The sequence below is a fragment of the Stenotrophomonas sp. SORGH_AS_0321 genome, assembly GCF_031453215.1.
GTDB lineage: Bacteria > Pseudomonadota > Gammaproteobacteria > Xanthomonadales > Xanthomonadaceae > Stenotrophomonas > Stenotrophomonas chelatiphaga.
Genome location: NZ_JAVIZG010000001.1, coordinates 230,163 through 248,010, shown reverse-complemented (window position 1 = coordinate 248,010; position 17,848 = coordinate 230,163). Strand labels below are relative to the sequence as shown.

Sequence of the window (17,848 nt, the reverse complement as noted above, 5' to 3'; positions counted from 1 at the left end):
GTTGGTCGTCACCGCGTGGGGTCAGACGTAGATCTGCGTCGGCGCTTCGTCGATGATCGCGTGCGGCACGAAACGCGCACTGTCACGGGTGATCGCACTGTCATCCTCGCGGATGCCAATGCCGCAGGCCTGGTCGCCGATCACCCAGCTGCCGATCAGCGGATAACCGCCTTCGAAACGGGTCAACGGATGCGCTTTCTGCAGGATCGCCGGGCCATCGTAGGGCCCGTCGCTGCGCTGCACGCTGCCATCGGCCAGGTGCATTTCGATGTTGGCGCCTTCGCGCGAGAACAGCGGCTTGCGGACCCAGCCGGCGCCCAGCGTGCGGCCATCATCGAAGTGCGATTCCAGCAGGTTCGGATGCCCGCGATGGCGCTCCCACAGCAACGGCAGGATGCCCTTGTTGCTCAGCACCGCCTTCCATGCCGGTTCCAGCAACTGCACCCCGGACGCCGGCAGCGCGCGGCCGAATTCCTCGGCCATCAGGTCTTCCAGGGGATACAGCTTGAACAGCGTGCCGATCACCGTGTCGTCCAACGCGGTGAAGCGGCCATCTTCGGAAAGCCCGATGTCTTCGATGGCGATGCCCTCCCCGTGCAGGTTGGCCTGGGCGGCGCAGTCCCGCAGGTAGTCCACCGTGCCCACGTCTTCCTGCGAACTGCCCACGGCGCTGAAGAACAGCGGCGGCGGCAGCCTGGCGGCGAGCTCACCGAAACGCTCCACCAGTGCTTCATGCAGGGCGTTGAACTGGTCGGCGTGCTGCGGCAGGCGACCGGCGTTGCGCTGGTCTTCCAGCCATTGCCACTGGAAGAAGCTGGCTTCGAACAGCGAGGTCGGGGTGTCGTAGTTCAGTTCGTACAGCTTGGCCGGGCCGCTACCGTCATAGGCCAGGTCCAGGCGGCCGTACAGGTGCGGCTGGCGCTGGCGCCAGCTGTCGGCGATCCAGTCGCGGTAATGCGCCGGGATCGCCAGCTTGTCCATCAGTGCATCGGAGGCCACGACGTCGTCGACCAGGGACAGCGCCATCTGGTGCAGTTCGGCACTGGGGTCTTCGATGTCCTGTTCGATCTGGCGCAGGGTGAAGGCGTAGTACGCCGTTTCATCCCAGTACGGCTGGCCATCGATGGTGTGGAAGCGGAAGCCGGCTTCTTCGGCACGAGCGCGCCACTGGGCGCGCTCGGCAATGCGGACACGCTGCATCGATCAGCCGCCGAAGCTGCCGCCGCTACGGCGCGCACTGGTGCTGCCGAAGCCGGCACGGCTGGCGGTGGTGGCGCGGTTCGGCACGTTGCTGACCGGGGCCAGCCCGGCCTTGCCGGCGCCGATGCCGCTGGCGGTGTTCAGGCCACCGCTGCCACCCGGGGCCGAGCGCGCCCAACCGGCGTTCTTGTCCTGGTAGGCCGGGCTGGCGGCCGGCGGCTGCTGGGCCAGGCCCGCACGTCCGCTGTTCATCATCTGCGACATGAAGAAGCCCATCATCATTGGGCCGATGAACGAGGTGCCTGCCGAGGTGCGCTGTTCCACGCATTCTTCCGGCTTGTAATCGGCTTCGCAGGCCGCCTTGTCGGCGTACTTCGGCGCGGCATCGGCAGACTGCCGCTGCGCTTCGGCAAAGGCATTGCGGCACGACGACGGATCGCCGGTGGCCTCGGTACAGGCCTGCACGGAGGTATACAGCCCTTCCTGCACCTGCACCTGTTCGTCCTTCTGGCAGGCGGTGAACAGCAGCGGTGCGGCGCTCATCAACAGCAGCGCGGTGGTGCGGGAACGTTTCATGGCCTCATGCCTCATGCGGATCAACCCACCAATAATGCCGCATCAGCGCCTGCAACCAAAGTCGGCAAAGCAACAACATGAACGATGGGGTCAGGTTCCAGCCACGGGGAAAAATGCGCGGCCCCCCGGCCCGACGGTCCGGGTGGTTGCAGCAGCAACCGAGATCTTCCGGCATGATCGCCAGACACCCACGTCGTACGGCCCGCCCGTTCCTGCCAGCCCATGCCTGAGTACCGTTCCCGCACCTCCACCGCCGGCCGCAACATGGCCGGCGCCCGCGCCCTGTGGCGTGCCACCGGCATGAAGGACGGCGACTTCCACAAGCCGATCATCGCCATCGCCAACTCCTTCACCCAGTTCGTGCCCGGGCACGTGCACCTGAAGGACCTTGGCCAGCTGGTTGCACGCGAAATCGAACAGGCCGGCGGCGTGGCCAAGGAGTTCAACACCATCGCGGTGGATGACGGCATCGCCATGGGCCACGACGGCATGCTGTATTCACTGCCGAGCCGCGAAATCATCGCCGACTCGGTGGAGTACATGGTCAACGCGCACTGCGCCGATGCCATCGTCTGCATTTCAAACTGCGACAAGATCACCCCCGGCATGCTGATGGCCGCATTGCGCCTGGACATCCCGGTGATCTTCGTGTCGGGCGGCCCGATGGAAGCGGGCAAGACCAAGCTGTCCGAGCACAAGCTGGATCTGGTGGATGCGATGGTGATCGCCGCCGATGACAGCGCCTCCGATGAAAAGGTCGCCGAGTACGAGCGCAGCGCCTGCCCCACCTGTGGTTCGTGTTCGGGCATGTTCACCGCCAATTCGATGAACTGCCTCACCGAAGCGCTGGGTCTGTCACTGCCGGGCAACGGCACCACGCTGGCCACCCACGCCGACCGCGAGATGTTGTTCCGCCGCGCCGGCCGGGTGATCGTGGAGCTGTGCCACCGCTGGTATGGCGGCGAAGATCCGCGCGCCTTGCCGAGCGGCATCGCCACCGCGGCCGCGTTCGGCAACGCGATGACGCTGGATATCGCCATGGGCGGCTCGACCAACACCATCCTGCACCTGCTGGCGGCCGCGCAGGAAGGCGGCGTGGACTTCGACCTGACCCACATCGATGCGCTGTCGCGGCGCGTGCCGCAGCTGTGCAAAGTGGCGCCGAACACGCCGCAATACCACATCGAAGACGTGCACCGTGCCGGCGGGGTGTTCGGCATCCTCGGCGAACTGGACCGTGCCGGGCTGCTGGATACCTCGGTGCCGACCGTGCACAGCCCGTCCCTGGCCGACGCGTTGAAGCGCTGGGATGCCACGCTCACCGATGATGCGAAGGTGCATGAGTTCTTTGCCGCCGGCCCGGCCGGCATCCCCACCCAGGTGGCTTTCAGCCAGGCCACGCGGTGGCCGTCGCTCGACCTGGACCGTGCCGAAGGCTGCATCCGTTCGCTGCAGCATGCCTATTCGCTGGAAGGCGGGCTGGCGGTGCTGCGCGGCAACCTGGCGGTGGACGGCTGCGTGGTGAAGACCGCCGGCGTGGACGAGTCCATCCATGTGTTCGAGGGCAATGCGCGCGTATTCGAAAGCCAGGACGCGGCGGTGGCCGGCATCCTCGCCGATCAGGTGAAGCCGGGCGACGTGGTGGTGATCCGCTACGAAGGGCCGAAGGGCGGGCCGGGCATGCAGGAGATGCTGTACCCGACCAGCTACCTGAAGTCCAAGGGACTGGGCAAGCAATGCGCGCTGCTGACCGACGGTCGTTTCTCCGGCGGCACCTCGGGGCTGTCGATCGGCCACGTGTCGCCTGAAGCCGCCAGCGGCGGCGTGATCGGCCTGGTCCACGACGGCGACCGCATCCGCATCGACATCCCCGCCCGCGCCATTACCCTGCTGGTGGACGACGCCACCCTGGCCGAGCGCCGCGCCGCCGCCGATGCACGCGGCTGGAAGCCGCTGGAAGCACGCCCGCGCAAGGTCACCAGCGCGCTGAAGGCCTACGCCCTGCTGGCAACCAGCGCCGACAAGGGCGCCGTCCGCAACACCGCCCTGCTCGACTGACGAAGAGGGGTGCCACCCTGGTAGCGCCGAAGGCAGCGGCAGGAGCCGCTGCCAACGTCGCCTGCGACGGCCCGCAGGGTGCCGGTCAGGACGACCGGCATAGCCATGCTCGGCGAGCGCAGCGGAAGGCACAAGCAGACGGCCAGCGGCCGTCACTACCTATACGCCCGGTAGCGCCGAGCCTTGGGGGCGTTTCGCCCCCGTTCTACCGCCCCTGCCTGGCACCACGCCAGGCAGGAACAAATGCCGCGATCTGTCCAAGCAGAATGACCGCAAGTGCTGCCGCCAGCAGATAGGACGGGCCCAGTCGTGCCACCTCGTAGTGTCTGGCAACCAGCAGGTTGATGCCCATGGCTGCGGCCATCCCGATCAACGTGCTTGCCGCCGCCAGCATCAGGTTTTCGACCAGGAAATACACCATGACATCCACCCTTCGCGCCCCCAGTGCGCGCCTTATGGCTATCTGCCGATAGCGTCGGCGAACCCAGAAGCTGGACAGCCCATAGACGCCGATGGCGGTCACCAGGAGCAGTGCGAGCGTGGCACTCAGGAAAACGATGGCCATGATCTGGTCATGGCGGAGGTAATCCGAACGCAGCTCCCCGAAGGTGGTGCTGCTCACGATGCTGCGCGTAGGATCGAGCTGGAACAACACCTCCCGCGCGTTGTTCGCGCCAATGCCCGCTACGCCCGTCGACTCGCGGATCGCGTACATGACCCGGTTCGTATCAGGGACAAGCGGCAGCATCAGGGACAGGCCGTCATCTTCGTGATTGCGGAGCACAGGCCTGGACAGCCTCCTGACAACGCCGACCACGCGCACCGGGTACCTTGCGTCAGCATAGATGAACCTGCCGACCGCACTACTGCCAGGAAAAATGCGCCTCGCCACTGCTTCGGACAAAACAGCTTCGCCTGCGCTGTGCAGCCCTGCGTAGCCATCTTTGGAACGCATGGCGACAAACGCATCAGGCGAAAGATCCCGTCCGGCGATCAGTTCCAGCCCCAGTAGACGCACCGCAGGTGCAGAGACCGCATACACTGAAGGCTCCACCTCGGTTATGCCTTCGATGTGGTTCCCTTCAATGGGTCTGTCCGTGAACCCAGCTGTCCAGTTCCGTCCTGACAACGGAAGCGATCCAACTGCCACGACATCGCTCACACCGGGCGTACGGTGCAGGGTTTCAACGTCCGTCGCTATGGCGGCGGAGGGGTTCGTGGCGGGATCTCCAATGAACTCTGCCTCGACGACCAGCAGGCCGTTCTCCTGCATTCCCGTATCCAGACCCAACGTGGACAGTCTGTCCATCAGAAGAGACGTCAGGTTGGCCACGCACGCCGTGGCAACCATCATCTGCACGGAGAGGACAAGCGCCGTGATCCGGTTGCGCCTCAGCGATCTTGCAATCAACGGAATCTGACTGAATATCATTCGGCGACACTTATCTGCATGGCCACGCGTCCGGAAAGCGTACGCAGCGCGGGGGGCAGCGCCGCAAGTAGACTTGAGACCAGCGCGAGCACGAACGTGGCCATCATCAGGCCGGGATGCAGATGCACGAGGGCCGCGTAGTCTTCGGGCTGGCGGCGAACCAGCGCAGTACCCAACTGGGCGACAAGCAACCCGATGAGTCCACCGCAGCCCCCAATGATCGCCGCCTCGCTCAGTAGTTGGCCGACGATGTCGATTCGCCGCGCGCCCAAGGCGCGGCGAATGGCGATTTCATGGCTCCGGCCAAGGAAGCGGGCGAGAATCAGGGCGCTCATGTTGAGCAGACACACCGCGAGGAACGCGATGCATAGCGCAAGCTGCAACCTGACCTCATCCGGCACGATCTGCTGCTCGTTGAGGTACTCGTGCAGGCTCGGCAGACGCGGCGTGACGTATCGTTCAAAGCGACCCACGTTGACCTGGGCTTGGACGTAGTGCTCCAGGAAGCGCATGTATGCCGTTTTCTGGGTATCGTCGCCAAGCTCCACCCAGTGCTGGAGCCACGAGGATCGGGGATCCTCCAGCCTGTTTCCCGTGCCCGCGTCCGACCAGGAAAACAGGCTGCTTGTTACCTCCAGGTCGAGGTCCATCGTCAAGCCCAGAGGAATGAAGAACTCCTCTGAGCCTTTGAAGACATCCTGCTGGAGATCGGTGTGAAAACGGGGCCGCGGCTTCCACTCCTCGGCGATACCAATCACCGTAAACGAGCGCCCGCCCAGCCTGACGGTGTTACCCACCTGTCTCTCACCAAGACCGACCCGCGCGGCCAACGAGCGGCTCAGCACCACTACGCGCGCGCGACGCTCCTGTTCGCCTTGTGTCCATGGGCGGCCGGCCACCAAGGCTATCCCGAACATCTCGAAAACGCTGGCAGTGGCGTACTGCCCTCTCGCATGAAAGGGTCGGGGAACACCCATCTGGCTGTCGACGAGCAGCCTGCCGGAAGCAAGCGCCACCTGATGGGAGGCGGGTCCCAGCTTGAGCAACGCTTGGGCATCCGGCCATGCCATGGCCATTCGTGGATCGCGTCCAGCGCGGACAGGATATGACGCCGGCAGAGGATCCAGGATGGGATGGAAAAGATGGGTGCTGCGCCCTGGCAACGGATCCCATGTCATTGCGTCGACGACGGTCAGCATCGTCATGCTGGCCCCCACACCCAGGCCCAGTGCGAGCATCAACGCAATGCTCATGCCTTTGGTTGCCAGCAGGCGCCTGTACGCCAAGCTGAAGTAGTAAGCGATCACGATTGCCGCCATCAGGTCAGTGGAGAAGGGTGGCAGCCGTAGGCACGACGTCCACCGGTTCCACCGAGAGCCAAGCGGTACTGTTTTGTACCCGGTCCCGGGCTTCAATGAGGTGCATCAAGCGAAACCTCGAGCACTGCACCTTACGCAGAAGCAGCGACAGCTCAGCCTCCGTACGTCCCCGTGATATGCCAACCGGTAACTTGTTCCGGTTCAAGTCATCTACGATGCGTTCCAAAGTGAGGTAACTGAGCCGTTGCGTGGAAGCACTGTCGATGAAAACCGATGCAGTCGAACTCAGTCGCGGCAGGAATGCTCCGAGCAGCAGTTGGATGCTCTCGGCTGAGTGACTGAAATCTGCGAATACACAATCTATGCCGCCTCCGAGTTGAGATGCCGCAGCAATACGATTGAGATCGATATCGCATTGGATTTGAACGACTCGCCCATCCACCCCCGCCCACCTCAGCAGGCCACCGACGAACTCGAGATAGGTGGAAGACCCTTCACTCTTCTGACTCAGGCCGGCGAGAGCGCCATCCAGACCATCAATAAAGCGGCGACCCGCGTCGGAATCAAAATGGGACCCGTTGTCGTATGTGTAAAGGGTTCCGACTCCTGTCTCTTTCATGGCTGCTCCGATCCATGCCGTGGTGACACCAAATCCGGTGCCAAGCTCGACCATTACGCAGGGACGCATTCGTCTGACCAGGCTATAGAGTAGGACGCAAAGATCCTCGCTCCCGTAAACCCAACCCATTTTTTCCCGCAACTCGAGCAGTCGGTCAACGTGGCACATCGAAAGCTCCTCGCCGTCCATTCATGATCCAACCATCAATTTTTCCCGCGACGCCGTCGACCCGTTCCACGGTCGCCAGCAGTGGAGAGAATGCGTGGAAGCAGAGCGTTTTACCGTCCAGGAAGAGAAGCATTTCACCCGCATCAGATCGGAACGCCGCGCGGGCTTTGGAAGTGATCGCTCGGATGGCTACTTCGTCAATCTCAGCCGTTTTCCCAGGGCAATGGAACCCATGGACCGACCTGCCCAGATACCATGCGATGATAGGAATTCCTGCTGGCCTAGAGACGTAAAACTGATTGCTCTGGCTTTCTTCCCAAGTCATCGACCGCTCTTCTTTCCACTCGAACAGCGACCATGCTGACTTCTGGATAGGTTCACGAAGGACTGCCACATTTGGCCGTTCCCGACCGCGGCCGCGAATGAAATCTGGAGTGGATACCTCGCAGCCTACACGCTTGATCTCGAACCACTGGGCGTCCAGTGGCAGCAACGTTCGGGACACACCGCGGGTGCCAGGATCATGTGCCAAGCAGTCCGCAAGCTCGAGGAGCGGCTGAATTCGTATGTGGAACCAGCGCTCATCGATCCCCTCGGCCTTCAGCCTTGAGGCCACCTTTGTTCCTGCCAAAGAAAAAATACGATTGATTACGTAGGCGCCGCGAACTGCAGCTTTGAAGTAATCCGGAAGATCAACCTTGAGTACCTCGGGCCAAGGGCGCGTACTGATGCACTCGCAGAGGTCATCCACGTGCAATACAGCCGCCCGCAGCGCCGACGCTCGACGTGCAACGAAATCGTCGAGCTCAGAAGTAATGACCACAGTGCGCGAATCAGCCTGGGCCATGGACTCTGTACTCATCTTTCATCTTCCTCTGCATCAGATCCATCATTTCACCAATCCCTTCAGGCAACGTATCGAAGGTTGCCAGGCGCGAGGCCAGATTCTGGTTGATGAGAAATCCAACTGCGCATGCAGCGAGTCGGCGGCGCGTGTGGCTTTGCTCAGGTGTCGCCAACTCCGCTGTACGACGCAAGTGACTTTTCAGAAGGCGATGGCATATGTAGTAGACAAATATGGAGTGAACGTAGGAAGAGTTCGGAATCTGGTTTCCGGACCACGGGGACACCACCCGGTAAGCACACGCCGATGGAACAAAAAACCCATGACTCAGTTCCCACGCCGCCAGCAAGTTGTGAGTCGCTTCATGCATCACACTCTCCATGCACGCAGCGACGCTGAGCTTCGGGTGATGAGTATTCAGAAGTCGAATAGAGCCTGGATGTCGCGGCACGTGCTCCGAGGCGAAGCGGCCGGAGCCTTCTTCGAAAATGTCGTGCGACTTACGCAGGATGATCCTTCGCACGAAGTTCCTGATCAGCGCCCCATACAGTGGTTCCGCTTGATCAATCGCTGCGACTGCCTGCTCTAGTTTCCGCTGAACTTCCAGCCGCTCTGCCATCGTAAACGGCAAAGACGGCTGGCTCATAACGCCCGAGCTATCTTCATGATGGCGCGCGAGTGGACTCTCGAAGTCCAAGGCGACACAGCCCCCCACCATTGGAGACGAATGGATGGACCAGCTACCTTTCTCGCTCTTCCGTGCCACGCAGTCACCCGCTGGGCTATGAATCTCCCAGCTTCGAATGTTCCGAAGGAATGAACCGGTCTGCCCATGTGTGAGCTCCTCGAGTGCACCTTCTCTCTCCATAAGTTCGTGGATCGAGACGACGGCTCGGCTCAGTTCGTTTTCTCGACTGGAAGATCGACGATCCACCTGCTGGCTTTCGCTCTCCAACCTCGCGATGGTGATCAGATATTCACAGAGCTCTGGACTGAGTAGCACACGAGCTCTCCTGGAATCCGGCATGCTTTGGAAGACCCAGTGCATGGAGCGCACGACGGCGCCGTATTCCTGCTTGGCCATGACAGCGAGCAGTCTGCCACGCATGCGCTCAAGACGCGCCCAGAGCAGCCTGTCCATCAGTTCGGCTGCCTGTGAAGTAGCATCAGCAATCTCCATAAGACAGCGGGGATTAGATACATCCAGGATCATCTGCTGGGATATCGCGTTCGGCACAGACCTTCATCCAGTCTTCGAGCGTCTTGCGTGAGTGTCATCGTTCGCGCCCCATGTTCCCCGCTTCACAGTCGCGCGCTAAACGTCGAACCGCTTGGCCGCATGGCCGAACTCTGCCGGCGTGCCGGCTGCCTGGGCTGTGTCGTGATGGTGATGCGAGCCAATGGAGTCCGAGTGGTGATGACCGTCAGAGGCGGCCATCCCTGTCGCGCTGTAAAATTCGTACATGCGGAGCGACTCAAGTTCCGGACACGCAGCAGCTGCTGCCAACTGCCTTTCGCCCTTGATCGGGTGCTTGGCCGCATCGGCCGAGGGCTCTGCGCCTGCGGCACCACAGATGATGAGGGTAAGCGACGACAGGGCCGCAGTTTTCAGTCGATTGCTCATGATCAATCTTCTCCAAGGGTCACATGGGGACAACAGTGTCGAGGGAACGCTGGCCTCTATACGCTTCTGCTCAACGTCCGCGGCCATTAATCCCCGCTCCTCGAGACAATCGCAAGCGCGTTGCTGTGGATCACACAGCAAGGCATTTTCGGCTTTGATTTCGCTGTCTTGATCCACACCGGGATGCGGCGAAAGGTCGCCGTCGACCTTTGACTGGCGAGGCGCCATCTCGAACACTAGGACCATGCTCGAGACCACTTCGCGGAGACTGCTTTGGATCTGGACGCAGGAACGACACTGGCTGCACGATTACGCAGAGCGAGAGTGGACCGTGGGCTCTCACAGACCGATCTTGCCGCTGCCTTGAACGTCAACCGTTCGACAGTCGGTCATTGGGAACGTGAGCACGGCTTTTCGCCGTCCATCGCACATCTCCAGCGCCTGAGCGAAGTGATGAACATCAGCCTTTCGTGGCTGGCACAGGGTAGAGGGATCGAGGCACGTGCAGCAGCAGGAGGTGCGAGGGCGTCGCTGGAATCCAGGATGATCGCCTCGTCAAGGAATCTCCCGGTGTCGGTTGTAGCCAGCGTTGTAGCATTGATGGAAAGTGCCGAAGTCCATCTTTAGACGGATCAGGCCAGTGCGAATCGCGCTGTGTTGCCCAGCCTGGTGGTGAGCGTCCGCTCGCGCACCACTCGGCCGGACCCGACGGGACGTTGAGGGGAACAGATACTGGAAGTGGGAAGCCGCCGAGCATGGCTCGGCACTACCCGGGGCGACAAGCCGATCACGTGTGATCCAGGGGCGGCGGGCAATCAGCCGATCACGCGTTTGAACGGGGGGAGCGCATCGATGATGCGTTTGCCGTAACGGCGGCTGAGCAGGCGCGAATCGAGGATGATCACGCGGCCGGTATCGGTGGAGGTGCGGATCAGGCGGCCGGCGAACTGGGTCAGCGTGCGCAGCGCGTGCGGCACGGCGATCAGGTTGAAGGCATTCAACCCGCGGGCTTCGAACCACTCGCTGAGGGTGGCGGTCTGCGGATCGGTCGGCACCGCGAACGGCACCTGGGTGATCACCACCGTGGTGCAGGCTTCGCCGGGCAGGTCCAGGCCTTCGCCGAACGAGTTCAGGCCGAACAGCACCGAGCCTTCGCCGGCGGCAACCCGGCGCAGGTGTTCGTCGATCAGCCGGGTCTTGGACATTTCACCCTGCACCAGCACCTGCTTGCGCTTGGCGGCAGGCATCAGCCCGGCCACTTTTTCCATCTTCCAGCGCGAGGTGAACAGCACCATCGAGCCTTTCTTCCAGTCCAGTTCCTTGCCGAGGTAACGCGCCACTTCGCGCGGGTGGCCTTCGCGGTCGTCCGGCGTGACCGGGAACGGCGGCACGATCAGCTCGGCCTGGTTGGGCAGGTCGAACGGCGAAGAGAGCGACACCATTTCGGCGTCCTCCGGAATGCCGTTGTCGATGGCCAGCGACTGGAAATCGCCACCGCCGGTCAACGTGGCGGAGGTCATCACCACCGAATCCACTTCATCCCACAACAGCTTGCGCAGCACGTGCGCGGCCGACACCGGCGAGCCGTGCAGTACCAGGTCGCCTTCTCGCGTGGCGGTGATCCAGCGCGCCATCGGCGGTGCGCCGTCCTTGTCTTCGCGGCGCCAGGCCTGCCACAGGTTGTACTGGCCTTCGATCATTTCCAACGCCATGCCGAGGTTGCGCTGCAGGCGCTCGCGGGCGGGGTCATCCTGCTTGCCCTTGGCGACCTGGGCGTTGGCCGCGTGCGCCCAGTTGAACAGGCTGCGGGTGTCGTCGGCCAGCGCTTCGATCGGCTCGCGCCAGGCCTCGGGCAGGCGCCCGTTGGCCGCGCGCCACATCGGTACTTCGTCGGCCGGGGCCGGCATCCACAAGGCTTCGACGTGGTCGCGGAAGGCGCGCAGCTGCTTGGCCACGTCGCTGGCGACCTCGATGGCCTCGTTCGGCAGCAGGTTGCCCAGGCGGTCCTTGTCCACCGCACGGTATGCACCGGCGATCAGGATCTGCAGCCGCCCGACGCGCTTGGCCATGTCATCCAGCGCCAGGCTGGCAGCGCCCTGGTCGATGGCCACGTTGCCGATGTGGTGGCCTTCGTCGAGCACCAGCAGCATCTCCGACGGTGCGGCGATCAGCGGCTGGTTGTTCTCGCTTTCGCCTATGGACAGCGCTGACAGCAGCAGTGCGTGGTTGGTGACCACGATCTGCGCATCGCGCACGGTATTGCGCGAACGCAGCACCGCGCACTGCGCTGAATATGCACAACGGCGTCCGGCACACGCGGAGGCCGGTGTGGTGATGCGGCCGCGCAGTCCCGGGCTGATGGTTTCCGGTGCGTTGTCGATGTCACCGTCCCAGCTGCCGGAAGTGAAGGCCACCGTCAGCCGCGCGGCGATGTCCATTTCAATCGGCGCCAGCGGACGGTCGTACAGCGGCTGCTCGTCTTCGAACATGCCGCCCTGCGAGGCCTCGCCCTGCGCTTCGGCGGCATTGCGCGTGCACAGGTAGCGGGTGCGGCCCTTGGCCAGCGCCACGGTGGCTTCCAGCCCGGTGGCCTTGAGGAAGTTCGGGATATCGCGCTCGACCAGCTGCGACTGCAACGCCACGGTGCCGGTGCTGATCACCAGCTTCTTCTTGGTGGCGATGGCGATCGGCACGCCGGCGGTGAGGTAACCCAGGCTCTTGCCGACGCCGGTCGGTGCCTCCACGACGCCCACGCCACCGCTCTTGGCCAGCGCACGCGACACCACGCCGATCATCTGGCTCTGCGAGCGGCGGGTGGCAAAGCCGGGGGTGTTGGCCTGCAGCGTGGTGTACGCCTTGCGGATTGCATCCTTCAAGGCGTCATCAAGCATGCGCGGCACGGCGACAGGTTCGGTCACGCCAGGAGTACCGGTACGGGATCAGGCTGCGTATTGTCGCATGCCGGGCCGGTCCACCCGGGCCGCGACGCTGAACCTGTCAGGCCGCTGCGGAGCGGTCCCTGCGCTGCCGCAGGGACCCGTGCAGGGTCAGGCCGGGCGCGGCACGCCACCGCGCAGGGCACGGGTCAGCGCCCAGACCACCAGCACCAGCCCGAACGCTTCGATCAGCGACAGCACGAAGTGGACGACACCGAAGATCATGTTCATCCCGGAAATGGACTCGTAGCGGCCCATGCTGACCAGCACCATCGGCAGCATCGAGGCCAGCAGGCCGACCACGGTGGTCACCGCCAGCAGCAGCAGCCCGGCCAGCGCACCGCTGCGCACCGGCCCGCGCGGCACGTCCATCACCCAGACCACGCCGATGGTCAGCGCGATCAACACCGGCAGGCGCACGCCTACCAGGCTCAACACGGTCATCAACAGGTCGGTGCCCTGCATGCTCATTCCTCTCCGGTGAGGCGGCGGTTGTCACGCAGCCCGGCGTACACCGCATCGGTGTCCGGGCGCACTTCGTGCCACTGCTGGAAGCTTTCGGCGGCCTGTTCGACCAGCATGCCCAGGCCATCGACGGTGTTGCGGCATTCGGCCGCACGCGCCCACGCCAGGAAGGCGATGGCGGCGTCGCCGTAGTTGAGGTCCACCGCGGTGGTCATGCTGTTGACCAGCGACAGCGGCAGCTTGAACGATGCGCTGGGGTCGCGGCCGGCCGAGGTCGCGTTGACGATCAGTTCGAAGTCGCCCAGGTCGTGCAGGTCATCCCAGTAGCGGCTCAGCGCGCGGCCGGGCTCGCCCATCGCATCGATCAGTTCATCGGCGCGTTCCGGCGTGCGGTTGACCACGACCAGTTCGCGGATGCCGGCATCCAGCAGCGACGGGGCCACCGAGCGTGCCGAACCACCGGCACCCAGCAGCAGCACGCGGCGACCACGCAGGTCCTGGCCGTGGCGATCGGTGAGGTCACGCACCAGCCCGGCGCCGTCGGTGGTGTCGCCGTGCCAGCGGTCGCCCTTGCGCAGCAGCGTGTTGACCGAGCCGGCGCGGGTGGCGCGCGCGGTGCGCGTGGTGCACAGCGCGAAGGCGGCTTCCTTGTGCGGCAGGGTGACATTGGCACCGCGGCCGCCTTCGGCAGCGAAGGCTTCCAGCGCGGCGAGGAAGCCGTCCGGCGTGGCGTCGATGGCACGGTAGTCCACCGCGATGCCTTCCTGCCGGCCGAATGCGGCGTGGATGTCCGGCGACAGGGAGTGGGCGATGGGGTGGCCAAAGACAGCGTAGCGATCGGTCATGGAATCCTCGGATGGTTCGAAGGGGACGCCCTACACTGGACGTCCCTGTACTGCCTGGACCTGGACGATGCGATCTGCCCTGCCCCTGCTGGTTGTGGCCGCCAGTTTACTCTGCGCCCCCGTGGCGATGGCGTTGAATGAATTCGGCATCGAAGGCATGGGCGTGGTCTCGACCAAGGCGAGGGAAGGCCGCGCCAGCCTGCGCCCGGATGGCCAACGCATCGTGTTCGCCAGTGACCGCGGCGGCGGCAGCGGAGGCTGGGACCTGTGGCAGGCCGAGCTGCGCGAAGGCCGCTGGCAGGCGCCGCAGCCGCTGGCGCTGAACAGCGCGGCCGATGACCTGGACCCGTACTTCAGCCACGACGGGCGCTGGCTGCTGTTCGCCTCCGACCGCGATGGGACGATGGCGCTGTATCGGGTGGCCATCGACGCGGACGGAGGGTTCGGCGCAGCCGAGCGCTGGCAGGAAACCGGCGTGCAGGCGGCCGAGCGCGGCGCGGCGCTGAGCGCGGACGGGCAGCGCTTGCTGTTCGCGCGACAGGCCGGCAAGGGGCGCGGCTGGGACCTGCAGGTGGCGACGCTGCGCGCCGGTGCGCGCGGCCCGGCGGTCGCGCTGGGCGCGTTGAACAGTGCGGCCGACGAAACCGACGGCGATTGGCTGGGGAATGAAGGTGCGGTGGTGTTCACCCGTGCCGGCGAGGGCACGGCCCAGCTGTGGCGCAGCGACTGCGCGTGGACCGCGGCCGGCCTGCAGCCGGTGGCGCTGTCGTTCAACACGGCCGACGGGATGACCCGTGCGCCGGTGATCGACGCGGCCAAGCCGGGTGAACTGCTGTTGGCCAGCAGCAGCGCGCGCGCCCCCCGGGCGGGGGGTAGCGATGTGTACCGGATGATGGCGCCACGTGGGGTGGCGGTAGCCGGGTGTGGGGGCTGACGGCGGATGCGGAAGCGTGACGACCAACGGTCGTCACCCACCAACGGCGGACGGCCAGCGGCCGTCCCTGCCAGGCGATGCGGGCGGCCAGCGGCCGTCTCTACCGGTCGAGCAGTCTGGCGCGCGCCTGTTCGTATTCTGCTTCGCTGATGCGGCCGTCGTCCTTGCGCTGGTTCAACGCCGCCAGTTCGGCCTGCACCGTTTCAGGCAGCTGTAGTTCGCGTGACACGCGTGCGGCGGCCGACGGCAGTTCCGGTGCACGCCGTTTTTCGCGGAACGCTGCCAGCGCCAGCCAGACGATCAGCGCGCCGAACACCACCACCCCGATGATCCAGATCATCCAGTGGCCAACGCCCAGGATTTCCATGGTTCCGTTCTCCTCGTGCACAAGCCGCTATTGTCAGCGCTCGTGCAGCCAGCGCGCCACCTGCGGCGCGAAATAGGTCAGCACGCCGTCGGCGCCAGCGCGCTTGAAGCACATCAGCGACTCCATCACGCAGGCACGTTCGTCCAGCCAGCCATTGGCCGCGGCTGCCTTCAGCATCGCGTACTCGCCGCTCACCTGGTAGGCGAAGGTCGGGACGCCGAAGGTCTCCTTGACCCGTCGCACCACGTCCAGGTACGGCATGCCCGGCTTGACCATCACCATGTCCGCGCCTTCTTCCAGGTCCAGTGCGATCTCGCGCAGGGCCTCGTCACCGTTGGCTGGATCCATCTGGTAGGTCTTCTTGTCGGCCTTGCCGAGGCTGCCGGCACTGCCCACCGCATCGCGGAATGGGCCGTAGAAGGCCGAAGCGTACTTCGCCGAGTACGCCATGATGCGGGTATTGATGAAGCCGGCCTCGTCCAGCCCGCGGCGGATGGCGCCGATGCGCCCGTCCATCATGTCCGACGGCGAAATGACATCCACGCCGGCCCGTGCGTGCGACACCGACTGCTTCACCAGCGCTGCGACGGTGATGTCGTTGAGCACGTACCCGGTGTCATCGATGATGCCGTCCTGGCCGTGGGTGGTGTACGGATCCAGCGCCACGTCGGTCATCACGCCCAGCGTCGGGAAGCGTTCCTTCAACGCGCGCACCGCACGCTGCGCCAGGCCATCGTCGGCCCATGCGGCTTCGGCATCCAGCGACTTCAATGCCGGGTCGATCACCGGGAAGATGTCGATGACCGGGATGCCCAGCTCCACCGCCGCCTCGCCGACCTTCAGCAGCTCTTCGATGGACAGGCGCTCCACGCCCGGCATCGACGGAATCGCGGTGCGGCCGGCATGTTCGTGCACGAACACCGGATGGATCAGGTCGTCCACGGTCAGCGTGTTTTCGCGCATCATCCGGCGCGAGAAGTCATCGCGGCGCATGCGGCGGGGGCGGTACAGGGGGTGCGACATGGGGGGCTCCGTCAAGGCATCGGGTCACTGCAGGCGATAGTCGCGCGGCAGCAGGGGGTCGGGTAGCGGGCGCTGTCCCAGCGCGTCGAGCTGGTCGATTTCAATCGTCCGCACCATCGCATCCAGCGGCAGGTCGTTGGGCTCGGTACCGAAGGGGTCTTCCATCTCTTCGCCCAGCTGGTCCAGGCCGAAGAAGGCATACGCCAGCACCGCCGACAGCACCGGCGTGGCCCAGCCCAGTGAACTGGCCAAGCCGAACGGCAGCAGCACGCAGAACAACCAGGCACAGCGGTGCAGCAGCAGGGTGTAGGCGAACGGCAGCGGGGTCGCGAGGATGCGCTCGCAGCCGGCCTGGATGGACGACAGCGCATGCAGGCGCTCTTCGAACTGCGCATACAGGATCGGCGAGAGGCGGCCGTCGCGCAGCGGCACCGCCAGTTCGGCGGCGATCATCGACAGCAGCGCATCCAGCGCATTGCGGCGCTCGTCGAGCAGGACACGCTGATCAGCCTCCAGCCATTCGCGTGCCGCCTGCGCTTCATCCGCGCCGCGAAGGCGCGCGGCCAGGCCGTGGGCGAAGGCAATGGCGAGGTGCCCGATACGCGCGCGCCGCGGCGCATCGTCGGGCAGCAGCTGCTGCACCTGGCGCGCCAGCGAGCGCGATTCGAAAATGAGCTGGCCCCACAACGTTCGGCCTTCCCACCAGCGTTCGTGGCAGGCGTTGTTGCGGAAACTGAGGAAGATGGACAACACCAGGCCGAGCAGCGCGAACGGCGCGGAAGACACCCGCTCGATGCCCGGCACGTTGCCCAGTTCCACCACCGCGGACACGGCAATGGCCAGCAGCAGGATCGCCAGCACCTTGGGCGCCACCGCCGGAACGATGGAACCGCGCAGGATGTACAGCAGCTGCCAGCCGTGCGGGCGTGGGCGGATGATCATGGGGCGTCGGGAGCGTTGCGCGCCGGTCTGGCGCTGGGCAGGGCCGGACGGCCCTCGGGCTGGTCATTGTACGCCCGCGCAAGCGGCCTCCCGGCCCGCCTGCGACCGACGGTCGCACCGCGACCTCAGACGATGCCGCCGCCCAGCCCCAGGCGGAAGATGCCGACCACGATGACGATGCCGTTGAGGATCAGTCCGGTCCAGGCCCGGCCGCGCTTGCTGGGATGGGTGAACAGGATGCCGATCGCTGCGATCAGCGCGCCCACCGCGGCGAACGGGATCAGGAACCAGTTGCCCCAGCCGAGCAGCGGCACCAGCGCGACCACCATCCATACCAGTGCCACGATGCCCCACAACAGACTGATCAGTCCCATACGCCCTCCTCGCCGATGGATTGGGGCCCACCATAGCCGTTCGCGTGGGCGTCGGATAGGCCCGCATGGGCTTGCCGCCGCGCTCACCGCCGCGGTGCTAGCGTGCCTGCAGGGTCCCGGCG

The 17,848-nt window shown here is 64.8% G+C and carries 18 protein-coding genes; 3 read left to right on the top strand and 15 right to left on the bottom strand.

The window, feature by feature from the left end; genetic code table 11:
• Positions 1–21: 21 nt before the first annotated feature.
• Entirely contained in the window at positions 22–1,200 is a 1,179-nt protein-coding gene (locus QE373_RS01045) for a glutathionylspermidine synthase family protein (RefSeq protein ID WP_057508544.1), read from the bottom strand.
• 3 nt (positions 1,201–1,203) lie between these two features.
• On the bottom strand, positions 1,204–1,776 hold the full coding sequence (locus tag QE373_RS01040; RefSeq protein WP_057508545.1) for a DUF1190 domain-containing protein: 573 nt from the start codon (positions 1,774–1,776) through the stop codon (positions 1,204–1,206).
• Positions 1,777–1,998: 222 nt separating this feature from the next.
• Between QE373_RS01040 and ilvD the strand changes: the two genes are divergently transcribed.
• A complete protein-coding gene (ilvD, locus tag QE373_RS01035; protein ID WP_309682582.1) occupies positions 1,999–3,834 on the top strand; it encodes a dihydroxy-acid dehydratase in 1,836 nt (611 codons plus the stop codon).
• A 205-nt stretch (positions 3,835–4,039) separates the two neighbouring features.
• Here the strand turns inward: ilvD and QE373_RS01030 are convergent, their stop codons facing one another.
• From QE373_RS01030 to QE373_RS01005, 6 genes are all read right to left on the bottom strand, one after another.
• Entirely contained in the window at positions 4,040–5,266 is a 1,227-nt protein-coding gene (locus QE373_RS01030) for an FtsX-like permease family protein (RefSeq protein ID WP_309682580.1), read from the bottom strand.
• Entirely contained in the window at positions 5,263–6,573 is a 1,311-nt protein-coding gene (locus QE373_RS01025; RefSeq protein ID WP_309682577.1) for an ABC transporter permease, read from the bottom strand. Before QE373_RS01025 ends, QE373_RS01030 begins: the two co-directional genes overlap by 4 nt.
• Before the next feature lie 16 nt (positions 6,574–6,589).
• Complete coding sequence (locus QE373_RS01020; RefSeq protein WP_309682574.1) at positions 6,590–7,372, bottom strand: class I SAM-dependent methyltransferase; 783 nt, start codon at positions 7,370–7,372, stop codon at positions 6,590–6,592.
• The gene (locus QE373_RS01015; RefSeq protein ID WP_309682571.1) at positions 7,359–8,234 is read right to left on the bottom strand and encodes a hypothetical protein; all 876 of its coding nucleotides are present in this window, start codon (positions 8,232–8,234) and stop codon (positions 7,359–7,361) included. Before QE373_RS01015 ends, QE373_RS01020 begins: the two co-directional genes overlap by 14 nt.
• Positions 8,206–9,396 (bottom strand): hypothetical protein, encoded by a 1,191-nt coding sequence (locus QE373_RS01010; protein WP_309682567.1) that lies wholly within the window; start codon positions 9,394–9,396, stop codon positions 8,206–8,208. The genes QE373_RS01015 and QE373_RS01010 overlap by 29 nt, the downstream gene beginning before the upstream one ends.
• A gap of 135 nt (positions 9,397–9,531) precedes the next feature.
• The gene (locus QE373_RS01005) at positions 9,532–10,086 is read right to left on the bottom strand and encodes a hypothetical protein (RefSeq protein ID WP_309682564.1); all 555 of its coding nucleotides are present in this window, start codon (positions 10,084–10,086) and stop codon (positions 9,532–9,534) included.
• A 27-nt stretch (positions 10,087–10,113) separates the two neighbouring features.
• On the opposite strand from QE373_RS01005, the gene QE373_RS01000 reads away from it, so the two are divergent.
• Positions 10,114–10,467 carry a helix-turn-helix transcriptional regulator gene (locus QE373_RS01000; RefSeq protein ID WP_259169898.1) on the top strand — a complete coding sequence of 118 codons (354 nt, stop codon included), beginning with the start codon at positions 10,114–10,116 and terminating at the stop codon, positions 10,465–10,467.
• Positions 10,468–10,655: 188 nt separating this feature from the next.
• Here the strand turns inward: QE373_RS01000 and dinG are convergent, their stop codons facing one another.
• The 3 genes from dinG to aroE form a co-directional block, all read right to left on the bottom strand.
• Positions 10,656–12,731: an ATP-dependent DNA helicase DinG gene (gene dinG / locus QE373_RS00995; protein ID WP_309689494.1), complete on the bottom strand. Its 2,076-nt coding sequence runs from the start codon at positions 12,729–12,731 to the stop codon at positions 10,656–10,658.
• A gap of 156 nt (positions 12,732–12,887) precedes the next feature.
• Complete coding sequence (locus tag QE373_RS00990; RefSeq protein WP_057508549.1) at positions 12,888–13,241, bottom strand: hypothetical protein; 354 nt, start codon at positions 13,239–13,241, stop codon at positions 12,888–12,890.
• A 2-nt stretch (positions 13,242–13,243) separates the two neighbouring features.
• Positions 13,244–14,086, bottom strand: coding sequence for a shikimate dehydrogenase (gene aroE / locus QE373_RS00985; protein ID WP_309682555.1), 843 nt, complete (start codon positions 14,084–14,086; stop codon positions 13,244–13,246).
• 67 nt (positions 14,087–14,153) lie between these two features.
• On the opposite strand from aroE, the gene QE373_RS00980 reads away from it, so the two are divergent.
• The gene (locus QE373_RS00980) at positions 14,154–15,020 is read left to right on the top strand and encodes a hypothetical protein (RefSeq protein ID WP_309682552.1); all 867 of its coding nucleotides are present in this window, start codon (positions 14,154–14,156) and stop codon (positions 15,018–15,020) included.
• Positions 15,021–15,120: 100 nt separating this feature from the next.
• Here the strand turns inward: QE373_RS00980 and QE373_RS00975 are convergent, their stop codons facing one another.
• From QE373_RS00975 to QE373_RS00960, 4 genes are all read right to left on the bottom strand, one after another.
• Positions 15,121–15,387: a gas vesicle protein GvpG gene (locus tag QE373_RS00975; RefSeq protein ID WP_309682550.1), complete on the bottom strand. Its 267-nt coding sequence runs from the start codon at positions 15,385–15,387 to the stop codon at positions 15,121–15,123.
• 33 nt (positions 15,388–15,420) lie between these two features.
• Positions 15,421–16,410, bottom strand: coding sequence for a porphobilinogen synthase (gene hemB, locus QE373_RS00970; RefSeq protein WP_057508553.1), 990 nt, complete (start codon positions 16,408–16,410; stop codon positions 15,421–15,423).
• Between the two features lie 24 nt (positions 16,411–16,434).
• A complete protein-coding gene (locus QE373_RS00965) occupies positions 16,435–17,352 on the bottom strand; it encodes a bestrophin family ion channel (protein ID WP_309682546.1) in 918 nt (305 codons plus the stop codon).
• Positions 17,353–17,477: 125 nt separating this feature from the next.
• Positions 17,478–17,726, bottom strand: coding sequence for a hypothetical protein (locus tag QE373_RS00960; RefSeq protein ID WP_042613201.1), 249 nt, complete (start codon positions 17,724–17,726; stop codon positions 17,478–17,480).
• Positions 17,727–17,848 lie beyond the last annotated feature (122 nt).

What these genes read in the sequence shown, in the direction of transcription:
- ilvD (WP_309682582.1), top strand. Translation starts at nt 1,999, where the DNA reads ATGCCTGAGTACCGTTCCCGCACCTCCACCGCCGGCCGCAACATGGCC.
- QE373_RS00960 (WP_042613201.1), bottom strand. Translation starts at nt 17,726, where the DNA reads ATGGGACTGATCAGTCTGTTGTGGGGCATCGTGGCACTGGTATGGATG.
- hemB (WP_057508553.1), bottom strand. Translation starts at nt 16,410, where the DNA reads ATGTCGCACCCCCTGTACCGCCCCCGCCGCATGCGCCGCGATGACTTC.
- QE373_RS01015 (WP_309682571.1), bottom strand. Translation starts at nt 8,234, where the DNA reads ATGAGTACAGAGTCCATGGCCCAGGCTGATTCGCGCACTGTGGTCATT.
- QE373_RS01020 (WP_309682574.1), bottom strand. Translation starts at nt 7,372, where the DNA reads ATGTGCCACGTTGACCGACTGCTCGAGTTGCGGGAAAAAATGGGTTGG.
- QE373_RS00980 (WP_309682552.1), top strand. Translation starts at nt 14,154, where the DNA reads ATGCGATCTGCCCTGCCCCTGCTGGTTGTGGCCGCCAGTTTACTCTGC.
- dinG (WP_309689494.1), bottom strand. Translation starts at nt 12,731, where the DNA reads ATGCTTGATGACGCCTTGAAGGATGCAATCCGCAAGGCGTACACCACG.
- QE373_RS00975 (WP_309682550.1), bottom strand. Translation starts at nt 15,387, where the DNA reads ATGGAAATCCTGGGCGTTGGCCACTGGATGATCTGGATCATCGGGGTG.
- QE373_RS01040 (WP_057508545.1), bottom strand. Translation starts at nt 1,776, where the DNA reads ATGAAACGTTCCCGCACCACCGCGCTGCTGTTGATGAGCGCCGCACCG.
- QE373_RS01045 (WP_057508544.1), bottom strand. Translation starts at nt 1,200, where the DNA reads ATGCAGCGTGTCCGCATTGCCGAGCGCGCCCAGTGGCGCGCTCGTGCC.
- QE373_RS01010 (WP_309682567.1), bottom strand. Translation starts at nt 9,396, where the DNA reads ATGGAGATTGCTGATGCTACTTCACAGGCAGCCGAACTGATGGACAGG.
- QE373_RS00990 (WP_057508549.1), bottom strand. Translation starts at nt 13,241, where the DNA reads ATGCAGGGCACCGACCTGTTGATGACCGTGTTGAGCCTGGTAGGCGTG.
- aroE (WP_309682555.1), bottom strand. Translation starts at nt 14,086, where the DNA reads ATGACCGATCGCTACGCTGTCTTTGGCCACCCCATCGCCCACTCCCTG.
- QE373_RS01030 (WP_309682580.1), bottom strand. Translation starts at nt 5,266, where the DNA reads ATGATATTCAGTCAGATTCCGTTGATTGCAAGATCGCTGAGGCGCAAC.
- QE373_RS01005 (WP_309682564.1), bottom strand. Translation starts at nt 10,086, where the DNA reads ATGGTCCTAGTGTTCGAGATGGCGCCTCGCCAGTCAAAGGTCGACGGC.
- QE373_RS00965 (WP_309682546.1), bottom strand. Translation starts at nt 17,352, where the DNA reads ATGATCATCCGCCCACGCCCGCACGGCTGGCAGCTGCTGTACATCCTG.